We start from the raw sequence: 20,842 nt of genomic DNA, 5'->3' as shown, positions 1-20,842 counted from the left end.
AACATACAGGGCCATGCTCGTACCGTGTCGCAACGCGGCCAGTGATGGGAAGGAGGCAGATTATGCAAGCGTCGACCATCAATCATCCGTCTTGGTATCTCCGGGCTTGGGCACCACCCGAATGTGGGAGCGAACCGTGGGCGGGCCGAGAACGCCCGGCGGTGTGGCGGGTGGTAGCTCGGGACGATGTGTGACCCTCTTCTTTGCGTCCGATACCAGAGGCGCCTGTGGTTCGACGGCCTCAAGCGTGACGGCACGAATCAATTCGTTCGCGCTGCAGTCGAGCACAGTCATCAAAGCGGACAGCACTTTGGTGTTGAGCCGGTCAGGCATCTTCGCGACGATCCGGGAAAGCTGATGGCTCGTGATCTCGACGCCGTAAGGCTGCAGACGCCGGTGAAGTTCAGTCGCTGTCCGGATGCCGCGATCGGCCATGACAGCGTGCAAGCGCCACTGGAGAGCTTTGATGGGGGAGTCGACAATTTTCGGTTTCGTCGTCATGGCGCGGTGCGATGCTTGCTCGTGACCTGACCGAAGCGGCGGCACGTTGCGGGCACATCCAGGTCGGTGAAGGGAAGATAATTTTTGATGAAGGTCATTCGATGTGCTTCGTACATTCGAACTCTGGAAGGGTCGATGTTGGCCTCTGCGACGTCGCCACGAACGGCCACATCTTGGTGTTTACTGCCCATTGCCCGAGGCCTTGGCATTTTTCATCCTCGCGCGTGTGATGCGGATGTGTTCTCCGCGGACATACTCGTCGGCTAGGTGCGTGTAGGCCTGCGTCGACGAAGCGTACGTGTGACCATGTTTCTTTTGTGTCATGGTCAATGATGAGCCGGCCATCGTGTCGCTGGAGATCGACGTGTGGCGCAGCGAATGGGGCGTCAACTCGACGGGCATGTTGCTCAGCTCTGCACAAATTCGAAAGCGGCTGTAGAGGCCGCTGTAGGTCAGCCGTGTGCCACGCTCCGAGAGAAACATCGCCTTCTCATCGGGATTGTCCGCTGAGAGGAATAACGGGCGTACATTCTCCACGTACCACTTGAGCAATGGAGGAAGCGCGGGATCGTCGATCGGGACGGTGCGCCACGCCTTGATTTTCGCGCCCCAGATGCGAACCATGCCGTAGTCGCCGAACTCTGGGAAATCGGGATTTTCCTCAAACGAGTCGACGTTGACAGTGACCGTTTCTGTTTCTCTGGGTCCCGCGATGGTTTGAAAGAAGAACGTCACTTGATCACGCTGCAGAGACCGCAATGACTTGCTGCCGTTCGCATGAGCAAAAGCGATTCCCTCTTTGATTCCTCGGAAAAATTGTCGCTCTTCCTTTGCGGAGAAGCTGCGGCGCTGCTTGTCCCCGTTGAGCTCGCGCGGTTGACGATGAGTGATCGAATTTTCGGGCGTTGAAACTTGAACGATGTCGCACCCGACCTGTGCACGAACGTTGTTGCGGATCGCGGAGGAATCCACCCAGTACCTGTAGGCTGCACGCACATCGTTTTGATACTTACGCTGCGTTGAGGCGACCACCTGCCGATCCATGACCAGCGAGTTTGTCGACCACTGCTCGAAATCTTCCGGCTGGGTCTCGCCCGGCACTTTTCGACAATAGCTCCAGAAATCCAGGAGCGTGTTTCTTTGCGACCTGATGGACAGAGCGTGGTTGCCTTTGCTCGTGCGGTGATTTCTTAGGGAAACCAGACATCGATCTGCAACAGCAAGCTGCTTGGCGTTCATCCAAGCGGGAAGCGCCGCGGGAAACGCAGGTGTCGGCAGACGTCGAGTGCTGGTGGCCACGCTTCACTGTTACGAGAACTTGGATGCCAGACATCAGACCATGACGTAAAACGCGTGTCAAGGACGTTAAACGTTCAAAACTTGCGTTTTCTGTCATAAAAATCGTTCCGGCAGGGGAGCGACACCGAAACAGGAACCTTAGATGTTCGAAACTCGCACCAAGATCGTTCAGCTCTCGCCTCTAACTCGTTGATTTAAAACTGTTTTTAAGCTCGAGCGACACTGAAGGTTAGACACTGAAACAGTGAATAGTTGGAAATTCGTCGAGGAACAGCACGCCGTGGTGCGCTCTTGAAATCTCGCCCGGTCGCGGCGGCGAGCCGCCGCCCACCAGCGCCACTGCGCTGGAGGTGTGATGCGGCGCCGACGTCGGCCTGCACATCCACCGCTCCGTCGCGAAGCGCCCGCCCAGGCTGGCCACGGCGGCGCTCTCCAGTGCCTCGTCGATGCTCATCGCCGGCAGCAGGCCGGCAAAGCGCTGCGCGAGCATCGACTTGCCCGAGCCCGGCTCGCCCACCATTAACAGGCTGTGGCCGCCAGCCGCGGCGATCTCGAGCGCGCGCTTGGCGCCGGTATGGCCCTTGACCTCGGCCAGATCGGCATACGGCGGTGCGGCGATGGCCGGTGTGACGTGGATCCGCGCCCAGCCATCGTCGGGCGGCTCGGGCGCCGCGGCCTTGTCGTCCTCGGGAACGAACTGCCGCACCACATCGAGGAGGTGCCTCGCGCCGTAGACCTCGCCGCCGGGCACTAGCGCCGCCTCCTGCGCGCTGTCCATCGGCAGCACCAGCTTCGTCGCGACGCCGCGCGTGTGCAGGGCCAGCGCCATGGCGAGCGCACCGCGCACCGGCCGCAGTTCGCCCGACAGCGACAGTTCGCCCGCGAACTCGTGCCCGGCCAGCCGCGCACCCTGGATCTGCCCGCTGGCCGCAAGGATGCCCAGCGCGATCGGCAAGTCAAAGCGGCCGGAATCCTTGTGTGATTGAAAACGATTTATGAGAAACTGGTCAACCGCTATTTGAGAACGGGTATCCGATGAGTCAGGAAAGCGTTCACGATCAGCTGTTGGCCTTCTTTACACAGAAGGAAGAGGCCATGGTGCAAGGTGTGGTGCGTAAAGTGCGCGAGAACCCGTTCAGTGTTACCGCGCGGCTGTCCAGCGGAAAGCTTGGGCGCACGGTTCAAGCAGAGTCACTGCTGGAATACGATTTTTTGAACATTCTCGACTTCGATCCGAGGGTGGAAAAATACGGCGAGCAATGTCTGACCGTTCCGTGGACGGGGCCTGATGGCCGCCATCGTCGCTATACACCAGACGTGCTTGTGAAGTTCACGCGCGAAGCGCGAGAGGCAGACCGTCGACTGGGGGGCACGATCTTTGAGGTCAAGCCTGTGGCTGTGCTGGCCGATACCTTGGCCGAGCTGAAACCGAAGTATCGAGCCACCATGCGCAGTCTGCGAGGGACTGGAGTCCGTTTCAAACTGATTACGGACCGCCAGATCGACAGGGTCTTCGCAGGCAACGTCAGGTTCCTTCTCAACTACAAGGTCGAGCGATTTCAGAACAGGAAGGACCCACAGGAAAAATCCATGGATGCTGCGTTGCTGAAGATGGTCTGGGATTTGAAAGAGCCAACGACCCCGCAGAAACTCCTCGATGAATTCGGGCAGAGCTTTGAGCTACGTGCCCGCCTTTTGACCAGGCTTTGGTACTTTGTCGCGACTTGCACGCTCGACGCAGATCTAGTCGAGCCCTTGACGATGAGCAGCGCTGTATGGCCTGGTGTTTTCCATCGATCGTTCCAAGCTACATATCCAATCCCGAAGTGGAGACAGGAGGCGTATGACTGGTATCGCTAAGGTCGTTGCCGGTGCCATCGTGAAACTGGACGATGACAGGGAATACGTGGTCCGTCGGTTCGAAACGCCAACGCGCGTTGCGATTCGCGACATGGATACCAACGAAGTCAAAGTCGTTCCGCTCGAGCACCTGCGATGCAAGGTTCCGGCTTCCCGCCGTCATAGCGCGGATCTCGATGCAATCGCGGAGCCACGTCTTGATGCTGCACAGGAGAAATATGCCGCGCTCAAGCCGCTGTTGGATGTCGGCAAGTGGACGCCAGCCGATATTGACACTGTGGCAGCACGAGCAGGAGTTGCACGCTCCACGGTCTACCGGTGGTTGAAGGATTTTCAGCAAGGCAATCTCGTCTCGAATCTGATGCGAAAGACGCGCAAAGACGTCGGTGTCCAGCGGTTGCCATCTGAGGTTGAGAAGATCACGCGGGAGGTAATCACCGACTACTGGCTGACGCCCGAACGGCGTAGCGCGACTCGCGCGCACAGAGAAGTCAAGCGGCTCTGCTGGAACGCCAGCCCGCGGCTAACGCCGCCGAGCCTTCCGACTTTCATGGCGCGAATCGCACAGATGGACAGCAAGCATGTTGCCAAGCGGCGGATTGGCCAACCGGCTGCCGACAAGCTCAAACTCGTCGACGGCACGGTGCCCTTTGCTGATCGACCATATGGGATCTTGCAAATCGATCACACGCTGATGGACATCCAGTTGGTCGACGAGGAGCATCGAATCCCAATTGGCCGCCCATGGCTCACTCTTGCCATCGATGTCTATAGCCGCATGGTGGCGGGCTACTACATTTCATTCGACCCGCCCGGCACGTTGGGCACGGGTATCTGCGTGGCCAACGCCATCTTGTCGAAGAAGAGCCTGCTTAGCAGGCTTGGATTGACAAATGAGTACCCTTGCATGGGAAAGCCTCAGATCATCCACATGGACAACGCCCGGGAATTTCATGGCAAGGCGCTTGAACGCGCTTGTCTTGAGTACGGCATCGACCTGGTGTTCCGAAAGATCAAGACCCCACGATATGGAGCGCACATCGAGCGTCACCTGGGAACACTGGGGCGCGAGATTCATGCGCTACCAGGCACTACATTCTCCAACTCCGGGGAGCGCGGCAGCTACGACTCAGAGGGGCGCGCCGCCTTGACACTCAAAGAGCTCGAGCTATGGCTCGGAAACTTGATCATCGGTCTGTACCACAACCGAGTTCACGGCGGCACCGATGAAGAACCCATCAGACGCTACACGCGCGGCATTCTTGGCGATGCCAAAAGTGCTGGCGTCGGCCAGGTGGAGGTCGTCACCGATGAGGAGCGGTTGCGCATCGACTTTCTGCCGTTGTTCGAGCCGACGGTGCAGACCTATGGAATCAAGATTGACCACATCTGTTACCACGCAGACGTGCTCAGGCGGTGGGTCGGTTCGGTCGATCCGAAAAGGAAGGCCGAGCGTCGGAAGTTCATTTGCCGAAGAGATCCACGAGACATCAGCAGCATCCTGTTCTACGACCCGGATGCGGAGACCTATTTCAGGGTCCCCTATCGTGACATGACGCACCCTGCGATCAGTCTCTGGGAACTGCGCGCCATACGTGCTCACCTTCGTGATCAAGGCAAGAAGGATGCCGACGAGGAGCTGATTTTCCGCGCCCTTGACGAGATGCGACGGATCGAGGAAGAGGCCGTGCGGACGACGGCCAAAGCTCGGCGTAGTGAGAGCGCGCGACGTTCCATGCGTCGACGTGACTCCCCGCAGCCGCCCGCCGGCACAATCGGCGCCGTCGAAGGCGATCTGGAAGACGTTAGCGATGACATAGAGTCTCCATTGCCAGGGGCGATCGTGCCGTACGACGAGGTCGAACGTTTTTAAGGGACGCATGGATTCGAGCAACGATCCCGAACTTCGCATTCAAGCGTTGAAGCAGCCGCTGTGGATCGGCTATGGGCGTGCGGTTGCGCTTCGACAGCAAATGGAGGAGTTGTTCAACCACCCCCGCATGCACCGGATGCCTAACCTCGCCGTCATCGGTGAGTCGAACAATGGCAAGTCAATGCTCTTGAACAATTTTGCGCGTCGGCATGACCCAACGCTTGCGCCGGGATACAGCGTCAACGACGACAAAATTGAACGGCCTGTTTTTCTCTTTCAGGCGCCGCCAGAGCCCGACGAGGGGCGCCTCTACAACCGCATGCTCACGGAGCTGTATGCGCCTGGATCGGAGCGCGAGCCGGCGGAAAGCAAGCTGCGGCGAGTCAGCGTTATCCTCAAGGCGTTGAACACGCGCATGGTGCTGATCGATGAGTTCGGCTTCTTTCAGGCGGGCACACCGATGAAGCAGCGAAAGCTGCTCAACGCTTTGAAGTTCCTCGGCAATGAACTACAAATCCCGATCGTCGTCGCAGCGGTGCCGGAGACGTTGAACCTGCTGCAATCCGATCCTCAGGTGGCAAATCGATTCGAGCCAGTGTTCCTGCCAAAATGGAAGATGGGCGAGGACTTCCAGAAGCTCCTCGCCACGATGGAAAAGACGCTCGGCCTGCGGCTTCCTTCCAACCTTGCAGCCGAATCATCCGCTCAGCGCATCCTCGACGAAAGTAACGGCATCATCGGGTACATGAGTGAGCTGCTGCAGAAGCTGGCCATCGATGCGATCAGGAGTGGCGCGGAGAGCGTGACCTTGAACGCGCTGAAGGAGGCGAATCTCAAGCGACTTGGATGGGTTCACCCAAGCCGTCGGCACCGGTACGCGGGCTAATTCGTGACCGCACGTGTTCTGCCCGTGCGATTTCCTCCGTTGCCTGACGAGCTGTTGTCGTCATGGTTTGTTCGACTCGCTCACGCCAACGGCGAAAAGTCGCACAGTTTGGGGTTCAGGATCTTCCGCGGTGAATGCAACTTCCTTCGCGGAGGCGATCAGAAGCTGGATCGCGGGCATGACGTGCAAGCTTTGACGTTGCTGGCTCAAGCGACCAAGACGTCGTTGCAGCGAGTTAAGGCATCCACCCTTGGCGCCTACGCCGGCTACCTCTGGGACGAGATATCAACGCGTGGGGTGCGGCGGTGGGTCATGCCGGTTTTGGACAGAGGCGGGGAGCGAACTCGGCATGGATTACAGGCGTGCGCTGAGTGCTTGCGCGATGATGCCGCACCTTACTTCAGACGATCATGGCGGTTGGCGTTGCAAGTCGCTTGCCCTTTTCATGGCAGGCTGTTGATAGATCATTGCCCTGAGTGCAACGCGCCGTTGGTGATGCATCGTGGTGATGTCGGCATCTTTACGCCGCAGCCTGAATCCTCAGCTCGTTGGTGTAGCTATTGCCGCGCGGATCTCGCGGGAGCGGCGGCCTCGTGCGAAATTTTGGACATCGATGCGCTTGATTTTCAAGTGCTGCTGTTGGATACCTTGCGACGAGGCTGGATCAACATAGCGGGTCGCGTGATTCATTCGCTGCTATTTTTCGAGGGGTTGCGTATGCTCTGGGCGTTCCTCGATGCACCGGCTTGGTCGGCTGACTTCCGTAGATGCCTGGAGTTGCAAGGCTTTCCATTGGGCGAGGTGCCGAGAAAGCGCTACGGTGGCGCCGACGTGCAGCGGAGCGAAGCACGATGCAGGCTGCTTGCGGCCTCCGGATGGTTGCTGGCCGATTGGCCGAGTCGATTTCTGAACATTGCCAGCGAGGCGAATGTCTCAAGCAATCGTCTCCTTCACTTCAGCCTCAAGGGTCAGGTCATGACGCCTTTTTGGCTGTGGGAACCTGTTCATATGCGTTTGGATCGATCGATGTACGTTCCGAGCGAGCAGGAAATCGTGAATGCCTTTCACTATCTTGTTCGCGTTGAAGGAAAGACCCGACACAGAGACCTCTGCTACCTGCTCAACATGAGGACGAACCACAGTCCTAGGGTGGCTATGGTCATCGACTCACTTAAATCTGAATGTAGCCCGTGACAACAAGTGATGGGCTGATTTGACTCACCTCGATGCCCTGCAGTCGTAGGATGTCTCCATTCTGGCATTTCACGGGGGGGGAACCCTTTGATTGGGCAATCCAGTAATCCTCCCGCCGTTGACAAATCTCTGATGCGTTACCCCTTTTAAAGGATCGAGGACAAATTCAAATATTCCGTTTTTCCCATTCATTTGTCCAGGCACCTGGAAAAATGAACGCCAAGACCCATCGCCGCCGCGCATCGTAAAGGAGGTGCCTTGGGCTAATTGCTCACGCGAGAGATAACTGGCCGCTCTATGGACGGGGTCGCTTTTAAGGGCACTTCCGCTTCTGCTCCAGCCAAGTATTTCATTAATCTGCCACCCTGATATATTAAAGGCGGATCTTCCGTATGTTGGAGTTATTGGCGCCTTCAGTCCTTCCAGTAAGCGCGGTGTTATCGTTTTAGGAGCCCGAGGACCCAGCCCGCCAAATATGCCATTGAAAATCTCCCAAGGCGCCATCATTTGATCAAAACGCTCATTCGCCCCGCGGATGTTTGCAATAATCCGAGCATTCTCCACCATGCTCCAAATTGGCAGCGGGTAAATGTGCTCTAAGTCGTATATTCTTTGGGCATTTGCATACAAATCTGCGTTTGACCTGAAGTCCATCAGATTAATTGTTGAGTCACGGTACTTGCTCCCATCTAAGGCTGAACCGAAATCGGTCGCCTCAAAGTATGACTGCCCAGAACCACAAAGGGCTGTTGGGGGCTGAGGGCACAACGATGGAATATTGGGTCCATTTTTCGCAGCAACTTCCTTTAAAAACGCATCGGCATCAGCATTGTTCTCAACATCTTTAAAGCTGATGTCTACATTTTTCAAAGCTTGAATTGTCAATTCTGATTGGGCGAGCTCAATGTCCGCTTGAGTGCATTCATTGATATTCTTGCAAAACCCCCTCTTTACTGCATAGTCTCTTGCGTTTTCGCGAATTAATCTACCTTCCTCCGAATGAAGTTGCCGATTGTTCGTGTCGGAGTTGTAGGCGGCAACGCCGCCGGCAGTTCCGCCAACGGCGATACCTAACCCCGCTGCGATCCCCGCGCCGACAGCCCCTTTGACGCCATCTGGCAGATCCTTGGTCAGTTCGTTGATGGTTGGCGCAGCAGCAGCAGCAAACGCTGCCCCAGCCGCCCCCTGTACATCGCCGGTCAGTCCGCCCACCACAGCATGGGCCAGCACGCGGTAGGTGCCCCCCTCGTCCCACATCTTGGCTTCTTCAATCTTCCCTTCGCGCCGTAGCGCCTCGGCCCTGGCATTGGCATAGTCTCCAATGGCCTTGCTCGCCACCTGCCCGAAGCCCTGGGTAATCCGCGCCTGCGCTGCCACATCCTTTACCAGACTGTCGGTGTTCCAGGTCTTTACCAAGGCATTGGTGCTGTCGACGCCGGTGCGCACGCTCTGGTCACCCGCAATGCCCGAAATACCCGCTTTGGTCACGCTGTCCTGGCTCCCGGACTCCTTGCCGGACCCGGCGCTGCCGCCGGTTCGCGCAGGAACCGTGTTGCCGTTCGCGTCCTTGGTCTGCGAGGTATAGCCAATGCCAACGGTGTAGCCGCTGGCCTTGTAGTTGTCGCGGTTCTCGATGTCGCTGATTGCGAGGCTGGCCGTGTCGAAGCGGTTGCGGCCCGCATTGATCGCCGCTTGCGTGCTTTCGATGACGCCGCCCTTGAGCTCTGTGTGCCCCTTCACGTCGACATCGAAACCGCCATCGCCGGCCTTGATGCCCGACTGCTCTGTCACGCTCGCATGGTCGCCCTTCGCCTTCGCGTTGCTCAGGTTCACGTTGGCGCTCCACACGCCGGCACCAATGCTGATGGAGCCTCCCGCGCTTTGCTGTTTGCTATCGGACTTGCTGGTGTCCTGCAGGCTTTCGATGAGGAGGTTGCCGCCAATGTCGGCGTTCACGCGATTCGCTTCGACCACCCCGCCGCGGATGTTGGTGTCGCCCCCCGAGACGATGTTCACCGTATCGCCCGCCTTCACATGGCTGTTGGTGTAGCTGGTGTCGGAGCCGTCGGACTTGCCCTTGCCGCCACTGGCTCCCGCGTTGAACATCAAGCCGCTGGTGCCGACGCTCACCCCCACACTGGCGGAGCTGCTGCTGTTCTTGCTGTGCCGCTCGGCGTCGTTTTTGGCCGCGAGGATATTGACCTCGTTGTCCGCCACAAGCGTGGCGTTGCGTGCGGCCGTGATGTCGCTGCCTTGCACGGAGATGTTGCTGTCCTTGCCGCCGCCAGTGGCCAGCAGGGTCACGTTGTTGCCAACGACCTTGCTGCCGACGCTGGTGTCCGTGACCTCCGAGCTGTTGCTCTGGCTCTTGCTAGTGCCAAGACTGATGGAGATGTTGATGCCTGTGGCCTGCGAGGGATTGGCAGCGATCGATTTGGCGAGCTCCCTGGTCTGCAGGGCAATGGTGGCCGCGCCCAGGGCTTGCATGCGCGCATTGGAGGTCTCGCCCATGGTCGTCACGGTCTGGACGGCGCTTTGCGCAGCATCGAGGATCGGGTTGGAGAGTGCCACCGTCAGCCCGGAGGTTCGCTGGCGCTGCTCGGTGTCAGTGCGACTGGTCTCCCGCGCCTCCTGAATGCGAATGTTCTTCGCGGCAATGGTCACATCCCCCTGTGGGGACATGACATCGCTGCCAGTCTGGACGTATTGGTTGCCCGCCACCAGGGTCGTGTTGCCGTTGACGCTGCCTACCGTGCTACGCGCAGCCGTGGTGGTTTGCGTTCGTCCGTCCTGGGCCTGTTGCTGTGTCCCGATCATGAACCCAATGCCACCGGTCCCGAGAAGGCCGGATCGCTTTTCCTGGCGGTCGTGACGCTCGCTGCCTTCGTTGATCGCGGCCTCGATGCTGAGGTTGTTCTTCGCAACAAGGGTCGTGCCGTTGTCAGACACGACGTTGCTGCCAACCACCCGGATGTCATTGCCACCGGCTACGCTGACAGTGGAGCCACCGACGTTGCTGGCGACGCTGTCGGTCCTGTCGACCTGGTCGCGCGTCGCGATCTTCTCTTTGAACAGGAAGCCCTTGGTGGTGTACTGGTGCGCTTCGTCCAGGCTCAGCGTGCTCTTTCCGTCTTCGATAGCTACATCACGCCCGGCTGTCGCGACCACCGCACCTTTCGCGTCCACACTGGCCGCCCGAAGCCGGATGTCGTTGCCGGCAGAAATCTGCACCGCACCTGCCGTTTGGACCTGGCTGCCGACTTCAGCGCTCAGGTTTTCGGAGCGGAAGTTCTTTGGATCCCAGACAGTCCTGTCGCTGCTGGCCGTCGTCACCGTGCCGAGCTTCACGTTGCGCTCGGCGGCCAGCACGGTGTTTCCGTCCTTGCCGGCGTTGACCAGGATGGCGCCGACCACATTGAGATCGTTGCCGGCGCTGGCCACCAGCAGGCCACCGGGATTGGTCACGTAGACACCCGCCACCCGGTCGATGCCGGTGCGTATGCCCTGTACACCGGCCTGTGTAGTCGTGGTGGTCTGAATATTGATGTCGCGTCCAGCTTGGAGCACCGCTGAATCGCGGGCGGTGATGCTGCCGCCGATATTGTTCAGGTCCCTGGCTGCATCGAGGCGGACGCTGCTGCCGTCGATGCGGCCGCCGAGGTTGTCAATGTTGTCTGCGTGGATCGCGACGATGTTGCGCCCGGCGATCGTGCCGGTGTTGGTCACGTCCCCGCGACTTTTGATCAACGTGGCGCCGGCGCTGATCAAGGCGCCACTGCCGTTGATGTCGCCAGGGCGCACGCGCACATACACCTGCGGCGCGAGCACCTTCTGCGAGGTGCCATCTGGCAGGGTGACGGTCTGTTCCACCAGCCAGACAATGTCGCTGGTGAGCTGCGCCATCTGTGCTGCGCTGAGTGCCACGCCAGGGCGCAATCCGTATTGCTTGGCGAAGGCCGCGCCCGAGTCCATCAGGGCGGCGTATTGATCTTCGTCGCTCTGGAATCCATCGAGATAACGGTAGCCTGTGAGTTGCGCGACCTGCTCGCGAATGAGCTTCTGCTCGTAGAAGCCGTCGCCTAGGCGCTTGAGCGTGTTGTTCGGGTCGGTACCGAGGCTGTTGAGCAGATAGTCGCTGCTGAGCCAGTTTCGGTAGTTGGCAAAGCGCGGATCTGTCTCGACGAGATAGCCTCCTCCGGCACTTCGAACGCCGAACAGGCTGGCGGTGGGCACCGTCAGATTCGGCAGGCTCGTGCGCACGACCATCGGAGGCGCGCTCGCACCGCCGGTGCCCTTCGGCCCGGTGGTACCGCCATTCGTCTCCACCCCATTGACGTTCAACGCGGTGGCCGTTCCGTTGACCGGGTCGGTGTTCGACTTGGCGGCCTCGCCGGTCATCGCATTGACCGTATCGCCGGCCGATTTTTCGACGGCACCGATAGCCGACGGCACTTCGACGATGGCGCCGTTGCGATTGGCTCCATCGACTTCGCCCGCTGCCCCAGCTTGCGCACTGACGCTCACCGCGCGTGCGGCGCCGGGCCTCTTGTCGGACGCCTCGTTGGCATGCTCCTTGAAGACGAATTCGTCCAGCGTGAATGTGCGGTCGGGCTGCTGGACGTCGTAGTCGGTTGTGTCGTTGACGCGTATGTCCTTCCTTGGTCCGAAGAACCCGTACTTTCGCCCCCCCTTTTTCGTGTACGAGTAGGTGACTTTGCCAACATCACGAGTTCTCTCCACGCCGTCGATGCCGATGTTGCGCAGAGCGCCAACATCGCCCGTCAAGGCACCTCCAATGACGATCTTGCTGCTTTCGTTGCGCAGCTCATCGCCCTTGAACGTCAGGTTGCCACCAGCGACGATTCGTCCAGGATCCGCGCTGCCAGGGACGATCTCGGTTGTGGTTTTGGTCCGATCGTATTCCCAGATGTACCAGTTTTTTGCCACGATCCTCTGACCGTCAATCGTGGTGTAGTAAGCGTCTTTTGGCTTTGGTGTAAAGCTGCCACCACTCAGACGATCGGTTTCTCCCTTTGGCGCGTGTTCAACGCGATGCTCCGGAGCTCCGGTGACTTCCTCTGTGCGAATGTGCGCATCGAGATTGCGAACACGGCTCGCTGCCAAAGACATGTCGCCGAGCGATTCGATGCTGGCACTGGCGTTGACGATTTCCGTGGCACGACCCGTAGCCTCGCGCTTGCTGTCCAGTGCGCCGCCAACGAATAGGGTATCGCCGCTGAAGATCATGGCGTGTTCGCGGTTGTTGACCGTCTGCGCGCCGATGTCCAGTCGCTTGCGCGCTGCAATGGTCCCGGCCTTGGTCTCACCGTTGACGGTTTCGGCGTCGTTGTCGAGGGAGCCCGCGACAATCGAGATCCGATCGCCATAGATGCGCCCTGTTCCGATGTTTCGGACGGTACCGGTTCCCGTGAGGGTCCCGTCCGCGTCGCTCGTGGCGCCCGCATTGATCTGCGTCTGCCCCACGCTGTCGATCAGGCCGCGGTTCTCCAGCTTCGACGCGGCATTGACGATCGTGTTCGCCCCGGACATCTCCGCGTTGGCGTTGTTGAACACCTCGTTGCCGCCGACCGTGAGCGTCTGCCCCGCGAGAAGTTTGCCGTCGTTGACGAACGTGCCCGTGGTGGTGTAGCTGAGATTGCCGTTGGCCGCGACTTCGGATCTGTTGGTTGTGTCGCCCACGAGCGCCACGCCCAGATCGTTGGCCGATACCAGCTTGCCGTCATTGACGAAGCTCCTGGCGTCGAGCCACACGCCGCCGAAGCCCGCTGTCTGCACCTTGCCATCGGCATCTCGTACGGCGGCCGTGCCGCCCACCAGGGTCCCGTTGGTGTTCGTGATCGAGAGCGTCTTGGCACCAGGGTTGCCCGCGTTCGGGTCCTTGATGGCCAGTGTGTCCATTGCGGAAATCAATCCCTGGTCGTTCCTGACGTTGCCGCCGCTGGTGATCGTGACGTTCTGGTCCGCGCGAATGCCCCCCTTGGCGTTGTTCAAGTCGTCAGCGCCAATCACGACGTTCTTTCCTTCGATCCCCCGATTGGCGATGAGCGTGTCGGCATTGACGAGCGTGCGGGCATTCAGCGAGGTCGTCGCCGAAGACCGGATCAGGCCATCGGCATTGTTGATGCTGCCGGCGTCGATGCTCAGATCGCCCGCGGCCAACGTCTGGCCCCCGCCGTTGTCGTAGGCCGCGCCGGCCGTGTCGATCGCGACCGTCGATCGGCCAAGCACCGTGCCGCCACCGGTGTTGGAGAACTCCTTGGTGCTGGCTGTCAGTGCGCCTGCCGCACCGATGAATCCAGCCTTGTTGTTCACCACACCAGCGTCGATGGTGAGCGCATCGCTGCTGCTAATGCCGCCCATCGGATCTTCGGGATCTGTCCTGTAGCCCGCCGCGTTGGTGTTGACGAGCGCCTGGCCGTGGGTGTCGATGGTCATCGCCCCGCCCGACTGGATCAGCCCGGCGTCGTTGTTCAAGACCCCGGAGTTGACTGCAACGGTGGTGGTCGCGGCCAGAGTGCCTTTGGCGCTGTTGTCCAGCGTGTTGCCACGCGTGTCGACGGACAGGCTGTCGCCAAAAATCTTGCCGCCGACATTGTTCAGGCCGTTGTTGGCGAGCGCGGTTTTGCCGCCTGCCTGCAATGTGCCCCCGTTGTTCGTCGTCGTGCCCGTGGTCGTGACAGTCAGGTCACCGTTGACGGCAGCGACGACGCCCAGGTTGCTGTTGTCCAGCGTCCCTGCAATAACCGTGGTGTTGCCATTCGCCGCCAATGTGCCGCCGACGTTTATCGCGGCACCGCCGATGGTGGCCACGAGATCGCCGGCGGCAGTGATGCCGCCAAAAGTGTTGTTCAGGCTTCCCGCCGAGATGACGGCATTTCCGCCCGCGCCGATCTCGCCTCCTTTGTCCTTGTCTCCGTCCTTGATCTGGCTGTTGTCCAGCGCACCGGTCACGGCAACGTCCAGGTCCGATGTTCCGGCCGCGCGGATCGTGCCGCCGCGGTTGGTCAGGCTGTCGGCCGCGATGATTGTCTTGCCGTTGCTCGCGATGGTCCCGAGGGTGTTATCCAAAGCGTCGGCGACCGTGATGCGCATCGCGTCGGCACCGGTCTGGACGATCTGGCCGCCGCGATTGCTCAACGAGCCGGCATCGATGGCAATCTGCTCGGCGCCGGTCGTTCCGCCGTCCTGCCTGAAGGCGCCTTCCATGGCGACCGTCAGCATTTTGTTGGTTGTGATCTGGCCATCGACGCCGCTGTAGTCGCCGCCCGCGATGCTGAGCGTGCCGCTGCCGGCATGTTCGATCTTGCCGCTGGTGTTGGTCAATGTGGCGGCGCTCAAGCTCAGGTCCTGGCCGTTGCTGGCGATGCGTCCACCGTCGTTGTTCAACATACCGGAGACTGCGATGGTCGTCGCACCGTCGCCGACCTGCACGATCTCCCCACCATGGGTGTTGGCGATGTTCGAGACTCGTAAGTTCAGTTGCCCGGCGCTAAGTTGACCCGCATCGTTTACCAAGGTCTGGCCGGTCTGGGCATTCGCCGTGACGCTCAAGGTGCCCGGCGTGACCACCTTGGCCGTGCTGGTGATAACGCTGCTCTGCGTGGCTGTGATCGCGATGTTCGCCGCGCTGGTCTGACTGCCCGTGAGGTCGACGTTCGCGCCTTGCAGCGTGGCTTGGCCGGCTGCGAGATTCGTCCCCTGCGCCAACAGCGCGCCACTGGCGCTGACGCTCAAGTCACCCACCACGCCGACATTGCCGTCGCTCTGGATGCCGGCCCCCAGCACACTGCTCCCCCCGCTTTGCACGCTGCCGGCTGTGATGCCGGTATTTCGGCCCGCCGTGATACTGCCGTCATTGGTCAACCGCTCAGTCACAGTCACCGAGGTGTCGTTGCCACCATGCAGGCTGCCGCTGTTGGTCAGTTGGTCGGCCTGAATGCTCAGGTCGGCTGCGGCACCGATGGCGCCCTGTTCGTTGGTCAGCCCACCGGTCACATCCAAGCGGGTGGAGGCTTGAAGCGACTGGATCGAGCCCTTGCCGTTGGTCAACAAACCTGCATCGACCTCTAACGCCTGGTTGGCGACGAGCGTGCCCGCTGCGTTGTCTAGCGCCCCCTGAACGGTCGTCGCTAAGTTGCTCAGCGCTGAAACCGTACCCCCGGTGTTGTTCAGGTTTCCGGCAGTCAGGGTCGTATTGCCGTTCGCGGCAATCGAACCGCCTTGATTGCTGGTTGCGCCGCTCGTGGTGCTCGACACATCGCCCACGGCCACGATACGCCCGGTGTCGTTGTCGAGGCTGGCCGCTTGCACCGTGGCGTTGCCGCCAGCACCGATCTCACCCTTGCTGCTGTTGTCCAGAAGACCTGTCACGGTGATCGCCAGGTCTGTTCCTGGGGCGGTTCGGATGGTCCCGCCCTTGTTGCTTAGGCTCGCGGCGGCGAGGGCAAGCCTGCCATTACTGGCCAGAGTGCCACCGCTGTTGTCGAGGGTGCCTGAGATCGCAACGGTTGTAGTGCCGGTGCCGGTCTGAATGATCTCTGCGCCATTTGTGTTGGCAAGATTCGAGATGTTCAGACTCCATTGAGCCGCATTCAGCTTTCCGGCATCGTTGACCAGCGTCTGCTCCGATTGCGCATTGGCCGCGATGTTCAGAATTCCCGGCGTGACGACCACGGCTTTGCTCGTCGTCACATCGTCTTGGGTGGCCGTGATCGCTATGTTGGCCGCGCTGGTCTGACTGCCAGCGAGGTCAACGTTCGCACCTTGCAGCGTGACATTGCCGCCCGCGAGATTGTTCCCCTGGGCAATCAATGCGCCGGTGGTCGTAATGTGCAAATCACCGATACCTCCGAGACTGCCATCGGCCTGGATGCCCGCCCCGAGCACGCCGGCACTGTTGCTTTGCAGACTGCGGGCTGCGATCGCCGCATGGCGGCCGGCGGTGATGGTGCCCTCATTGCCCACCACGTCACTGACGGCGATGTTCACGTCGTTCGCGCCGCGCAAGCTGCCAGCGTTGACGAGCGAACCGGCCTGAACGTTGAGATCCGTGGCTGCACCGATGACACCGCCGCCACCGTTGGCCAGTTGGTTGGCTACAGCAAGCCGCACACCGGCCTGTACTGACTGGATGCTTCCCTTGCTGTTGTCCAGCGATGCGGTCTGAAGCGTAAGCCCTTGGTTGGCAATGAGCGTCCCGGCATCGTTGGTCGTGGCGCCGGTTACGTTGGCGGCGAGCGTGCCGACTGCCGAGACGGTTCCTTGCGTGTTGTCAGCCTTGCCGCCGATAGAGAGGTGGACATCGGCAGCGCTGGCAAGCGTGCCATCGACGTTGATCAGATCCCCGCTGCTCGCAATGTTCAGACTGCCTGCATTCAGCTTGCCTCCGGTGTTGTCGAAGCGATCGACATGGGCGTTGAAACCATTGCTGATGTTCAGCGTGCCGCCATGGTTGTCGAAGGTGGGCTGATTGACCGTCATGCTGGCGAGGCCCATGGTCCCGCCGTTGTTGTTGATGTTCGCGCTCTGCAGCGAGATCGGACCGCCGGCATAGATGCGGCCACCGTTGTCGTTTCGGATTGCGCCTGCCGCGGTGACGGCGCCCGGCGACGGTGGGGTATATGGGGCAGGGGCTATGGTGCTGGTGGACCCGGTGCCGCTTTCCGCGGGGGGCGTGCTGGTTCCAGGCGTACCCGGGGTACCCGTGCCGCTTCCCTCGCCATTGGGTTGCGTTGCCCCCTGCGAAACAGGCTCAAGGCCGATAACGCCATTGCTTGTGTTGCTGAGGGTTGCTGCGCTCAACGCGAGTCCGGTGGAACTGGTCTGGCGGATCAGTCCCGCTCGGTTGTCGATGTCGCCGGCTGCGCTGCTCAACTCCAGCCGTCCGCCCTCGAGCGTGCCGCCCGCGCCATGAAGAGAATTGGTCAGGTTGTCCTGCGTGGCGATCTTGAGGTTCCCGCCACTGACAACACGACCGCTATTGGCGAAGCTGGGTGCCGCGAGGTTCGCATCGGCAGTGGCCTGGATAGATCCAGTGTTCTCCAGCCGGCCGGCATGGGTCACAACCAATTGACCTGCACCCGCCAGGTTGTTGCCGGACGCTGCACCGGGCACGGCCTGGATGGTGCCCGCGTTGCGCGCACCAAGACCAGCCTCAGTCCCGACAAGCACGATCTTGCCGGCATACATGCCGCCGAGCGCGGCGACGTCCAGGGCGAAGGTGGGTGCGGCGCCGGTGCCGGCAGTCGGTGCGATCTGGCTGTGGTCGGCCGACACCTGGTTGGCGCCGGTCACCACCTTCAGTTCGCTGGCCCAGATGCCGGCGTTGGCCTCCACCGCGCGTGCCAGGATGGCCGCATAGTCGGTCTTGCTGGCGTCGAGGCCCGCACCGTTGATGGCGACGGTACCGCCGCGCACAAGGAAGCTCTCCAGGCCGCCGAAGGCGTTGAGCTGCGGTGTACCCGTGGTCAGCGTGGCGCGGCTCGCGTTGATGAAGCCGCCACCGTCCACGCTGATGCCGGCGGGGTTGGCAATGATCACCTCCGCACGTTGACCGCCGACTTCGACATAACCCCGCAACTGGCTCGGATTCCCGCCGTTGATTTCGTTGAGGATGATTCGCGCCGGCCCGTTGGCAAGCCATGGATTGCCCTGCACCCAGCCGCCGAGTTGGGTCTGCACATTGCCCCGGCTGTTGTTCAGGATGGCGCCGTTGCGCATCACGTCGAACTGGTTGTAGACGTTGCGGCTGACGCCGCCTGCCGAAGGTGTCCGGATGTTGACGAGCGGCACGCCGTTGGGTGCCACGAGCACGTTCGGGCGCAGATTACTGGGTGCCATCGGGCTCGGCACGATCTGTGCACGCGCCGGGCTTGCAGTCAGTACGCCGGTCAGGCCGGCGCCAACGAACATCGGACCAAGCAACGCGACAGTTCCCACCGCGGCAGAAACCGTCGCCTTGGCCGCTCCCTTGCCGATGCTGGTCGCTGTCTCCTGGACCACCATGCGCATGCCCCGCGCGGCGTTGAAGATGATGCGGTGAAGATGCTTGTTCATTGCTTTTCTCCCTGCAGCTCAGAAACTGAAATTGAGGTTGAACCCCGTCGTGACCTTGGCCGTTTGGTAGCCCTCGGGCTTGCTGATCGGCGCTCCGACGAAGACGTCGTAGCTCAGCCCCTTCCACGCTCCGCGCACACCGACCACGCCACCCGCCAGGTGATTGCCTTGAAGCAGCGCGACCGACTTGCCGCCCACGTGGCCGTAGTCGATGCCGACATAGACCTCCGCACCGCTCTGCCCCACGGCCCAGCCGATGTCGTTGCGCAACAGCCAGCCCCGCTCGCCGAGCAGGCTGGTCTCGCCGTCAAAGCCGCGCACGGTGTAGCGCCCGCCGATGCCGAAGCGGTCCTGGGGCGTGAGCTGAGTCTGATTCCACTGCGCTCGCCACTGGCCGGCGTAGCGGAACTTCTGCTCACCGAGCTTGAAGGGCGCGTTGAGGCTCACGTCGGCCATCATGAGCCGGAAGCGGCTGGTGCCTTCGTCGAAAGCTTCTTCGGGCGCGCGCTTGGCGCCAAAGGCACCGGTGCCTTGGCGAAATGCGAAGGTGCCGTCCAGCGTGGCTTCGCCAATGAACTCCTTGTGGCTCAGGCTGGCCTCCCAGCCGCCGACCACGCGGTGCTGGTTCTCGATCTCGGTATCGTCGATGACATTGCGCGACTCGCGGCGAAAGGCGCGGATCGCGAGAGTAGTCTTGCGGTGCTGGTCGCGATAGATCAAGCGCGAAAGCTTGATTTCGGCGTTGTTGGTCTTGCCGGCGTAGATGTAGTCCTGGTTCAGACCGGCCACGGTCTGGTGGTACTGGTTGTTCGATGCGGTAAAGCCCAGCAGCCAGTAGCCCCAGGGCAGCGAATAGTGAGCCGTCTGTCCTTCGGTGCCACGGCGTTGATTGCCAAGAAAATGCCCGTCGATGCTGTGGTTGGCGTTGATGTAGAGAAGGTCGTTGAGACCAAAGAGGTTGTCGGCCGAGACAGTGGCTCCGGCCTGGTACTTGCCGGTGGCTTCGGTGCCACTGTCGTCCAGACTCAGCGTGCCGCGCAGCATGCGGCTCTGCACATACTTGACTACAAGGTCGCTGTCACCAGGCCGAGCATCGACGGCGGTCGACGGCTCGATCTGGATGTCGGCTTCGGCCGTGGGGGCGCGCTTGAGGTTCTCCAGGCCCTGCTCGATGTCGCGGAGGTTGAGCAGGTCGCCGGGGCGCGCGGGGATGGCGCCCAGCAGCAACAGGCGGTTGCTGCCGAAGCGAGTGCTCGAATCGGGTGTGGCTCGGATGGCGGCGATGCGGCCGGGAACGAGTGTGACCGTAAGGGTGCCGGTAGCCAGGTCCTGCGGCGCAGCCAGCACGCGGGTTGTGACAAAGCCCTTGGCGATGACGGCCTGCTGCAAGCGGGCCATGACGGTGTTGACGCCCTGGGTGCCCATGCAGCGGCCGATCGGGCCGTCGTTCGCCTCGGGGCCGGCGGCAGCGTCCAGCGCCCACTGAAACTCGTCGGCTCGCTCGCCGGCGAGCACAAGACGCTCGATGCGAAAACACGGCGACTCGGTCTCGGGCAGGCGACTCGCATCGGCTTTCGGCGCTTCCTGCAGGCGGCTGTCGACCGACTTCTCTTGCTGTTCCCGCAGGGCACGCTCACGCTCTTGCTGGCGCAGTTGCTCAACGAAGGGATTGGGGGTCGACGGGTTGGTTTGCGCATAGGCGCCGCTTGATGCAGCTATCAATGCAGCTGCGAAGATATACAAATGCGGCTCGAACGCGAAAAATCCCGGCGACTTTGCACCGAAGCCTTGAATTGGCACATGTTTCTCCCTGATCGCTAGCGACATTACGTTGCGATACGGAGGTTGCCTAGTGCGAAGTTGTCAACTCAGCATTGGCTGACAAAGATTTTTGAACTGATCGTTGAAAAATTCCGGACGCTATATCCAACTAGGGGAAGCGGGCTCAATTCAATGAGGTATTAAGTACTGCAAACAACAAGCGCTGCGTTAGTGAACATCAGCGCAATTGTCGGGCGACACGAAAAGTGAAAAACGCGCCAAGTAAGTGAAAAAGCTCCGACGCGGAAAGTGAAAAATTCCCGCATCCTCTATCCGGATGCGAGATCGCGCCTCTCAGAAGTCCATGGGAAGAAAAGCATGGCTGTTCTGTG

Annotated in this window: 8 protein-coding genes and 1 pseudogene; 4 read left to right on the top strand and 5 right to left on the bottom strand. The window is 60.8% G+C overall.

From position 1 onward, the window contains the following. Nucleotides 1-78: 78 nt before the first annotated feature. The 3 genes and pseudogenes from NU688_RS30015 to NU688_RS30005 form a co-directional block, all read right to left on the bottom strand. The gene (locus tag NU688_RS30015; protein WP_257864487.1) at nt 79-501 is read right to left on the bottom strand and encodes a helix-turn-helix transcriptional regulator; all 423 of its coding nucleotides are present in this window, start codon (nt 499-501) and stop codon (nt 79-81) included. A 180-nt stretch (nt 502-681) separates the two neighbouring features. Beyond that, nucleotides 682-1,800: a tyrosine-type recombinase/integrase gene (locus NU688_RS30010; RefSeq protein WP_257864486.1), complete on the bottom strand. Its 1,119-nt coding sequence runs from the start codon at nt 1,798-1,800 to the stop codon at nt 682-684. Nucleotides 1,801-2,053: 253 nt separating this feature from the next. Beyond that, nucleotides 2,054-2,776 (bottom strand): annotated as a pseudogene (locus tag NU688_RS30005) (ATP-binding protein); the annotation flags it as partial. Between the two features lie 59 nt (nt 2,777-2,835). Here NU688_RS30005 and NU688_RS30000 point away from each other — a divergent pair. Genes NU688_RS30000 through NU688_RS29985 form a run of 4 tightly spaced genes read left to right on the top strand, consistent with a single transcriptional unit; the run spans nt 2,836 to nt 7,613 of the window. Then, the gene (locus tag NU688_RS30000) at nt 2,836-3,660 is read left to right on the top strand and encodes a TnsA endonuclease N-terminal domain-containing protein (RefSeq protein WP_257864484.1); all 825 of its coding nucleotides are present in this window, start codon (nt 2,836-2,838) and stop codon (nt 3,658-3,660) included. Beyond that, on the top strand, nt 3,644-5,533 hold the full coding sequence (locus NU688_RS29995) for a Mu transposase C-terminal domain-containing protein (RefSeq protein ID WP_257864483.1): 1,890 nt from the start codon (nt 3,644-3,646) through the stop codon (nt 5,531-5,533). Before NU688_RS30000 ends, NU688_RS29995 begins: the two co-directional genes overlap by 17 nt. A gap of 7 nt (nt 5,534-5,540) precedes the next feature. Continuing rightward, nucleotides 5,541-6,419 carry a TniB family NTP-binding protein gene (locus tag NU688_RS29990; protein ID WP_257864482.1) on the top strand — a complete coding sequence of 293 codons (879 nt, stop codon included), beginning with the start codon at nt 5,541-5,543 and terminating at the stop codon, nt 6,417-6,419. 3 nt (nt 6,420-6,422) lie between these two features. After that, nucleotides 6,423-7,613: a TniQ family protein gene (locus NU688_RS29985; protein ID WP_257864480.1), complete on the top strand. Its 1,191-nt coding sequence runs from the start codon at nt 6,423-6,425 to the stop codon at nt 7,611-7,613. Nucleotides 7,614-7,682: 69 nt separating this feature from the next. On the opposite strand, the gene NU688_RS29980 is transcribed toward NU688_RS29985, so the two are convergent. Together NU688_RS29980 and NU688_RS29975 are read right to left on the bottom strand one after the other, a co-directional pair. Continuing rightward, a complete protein-coding gene (locus tag NU688_RS29980) occupies nt 7,683-18,689 on the bottom strand; it encodes a hemagglutinin repeat-containing protein (protein ID WP_257864479.1) in 11,007 nt (3,668 codons plus the stop codon). A gap of 18 nt (nt 18,690-18,707) precedes the next feature. Next, on the bottom strand, nt 18,708-20,516 hold the full coding sequence (locus NU688_RS29975) for a ShlB/FhaC/HecB family hemolysin secretion/activation protein (RefSeq protein WP_374684710.1): 1,809 nt from the start codon (nt 20,514-20,516) through the stop codon (nt 18,708-18,710). Between the last annotated feature and the right edge of the window lie 326 nt (nt 20,517-20,842).

This window comes from Variovorax sp. ZS18.2.2 (genome assembly GCF_024701975.1).
Lineage (GTDB): Bacteria > Pseudomonadota > Gammaproteobacteria > Burkholderiales > Burkholderiaceae_C > Variovorax.
The sequence above is the reverse complement of the archived record's forward strand: the minus strand, read 5'-3'. Positions and strand labels throughout refer to the sequence as shown.

Coding starts and splice junctions, on each gene's coding strand:
- NU688_RS29995 (WP_257864483.1), top strand. CDS start 3,644: ATGACTGGTATCGCTAAGGTCGTTGCCGGTGCCATCGTGAAACTGGAC.
- NU688_RS29990 (WP_257864482.1), top strand. CDS start 5,541: ATGGATTCGAGCAACGATCCCGAACTTCGCATTCAAGCGTTGAAGCAG.
- NU688_RS29975 (WP_374684710.1), bottom strand. CDS start 20,516: ATGTCGCTAGCGATCAGGGAGAAACATGTGCCAATTCAAGGCTTCGGT.
- NU688_RS30015 (WP_257864487.1), bottom strand. CDS start 501: ATGACGACGAAACCGAAAATTGTCGACTCCCCCATCAAAGCTCTCCAG.
- NU688_RS30000 (WP_257864484.1), top strand. CDS start 2,836: ATGAGTCAGGAAAGCGTTCACGATCAGCTGTTGGCCTTCTTTACACAG.
- NU688_RS29980 (WP_257864479.1), bottom strand. CDS start 18,689: ATGAACAAGCATCTTCACCGCATCATCTTCAACGCCGCGCGGGGCATG.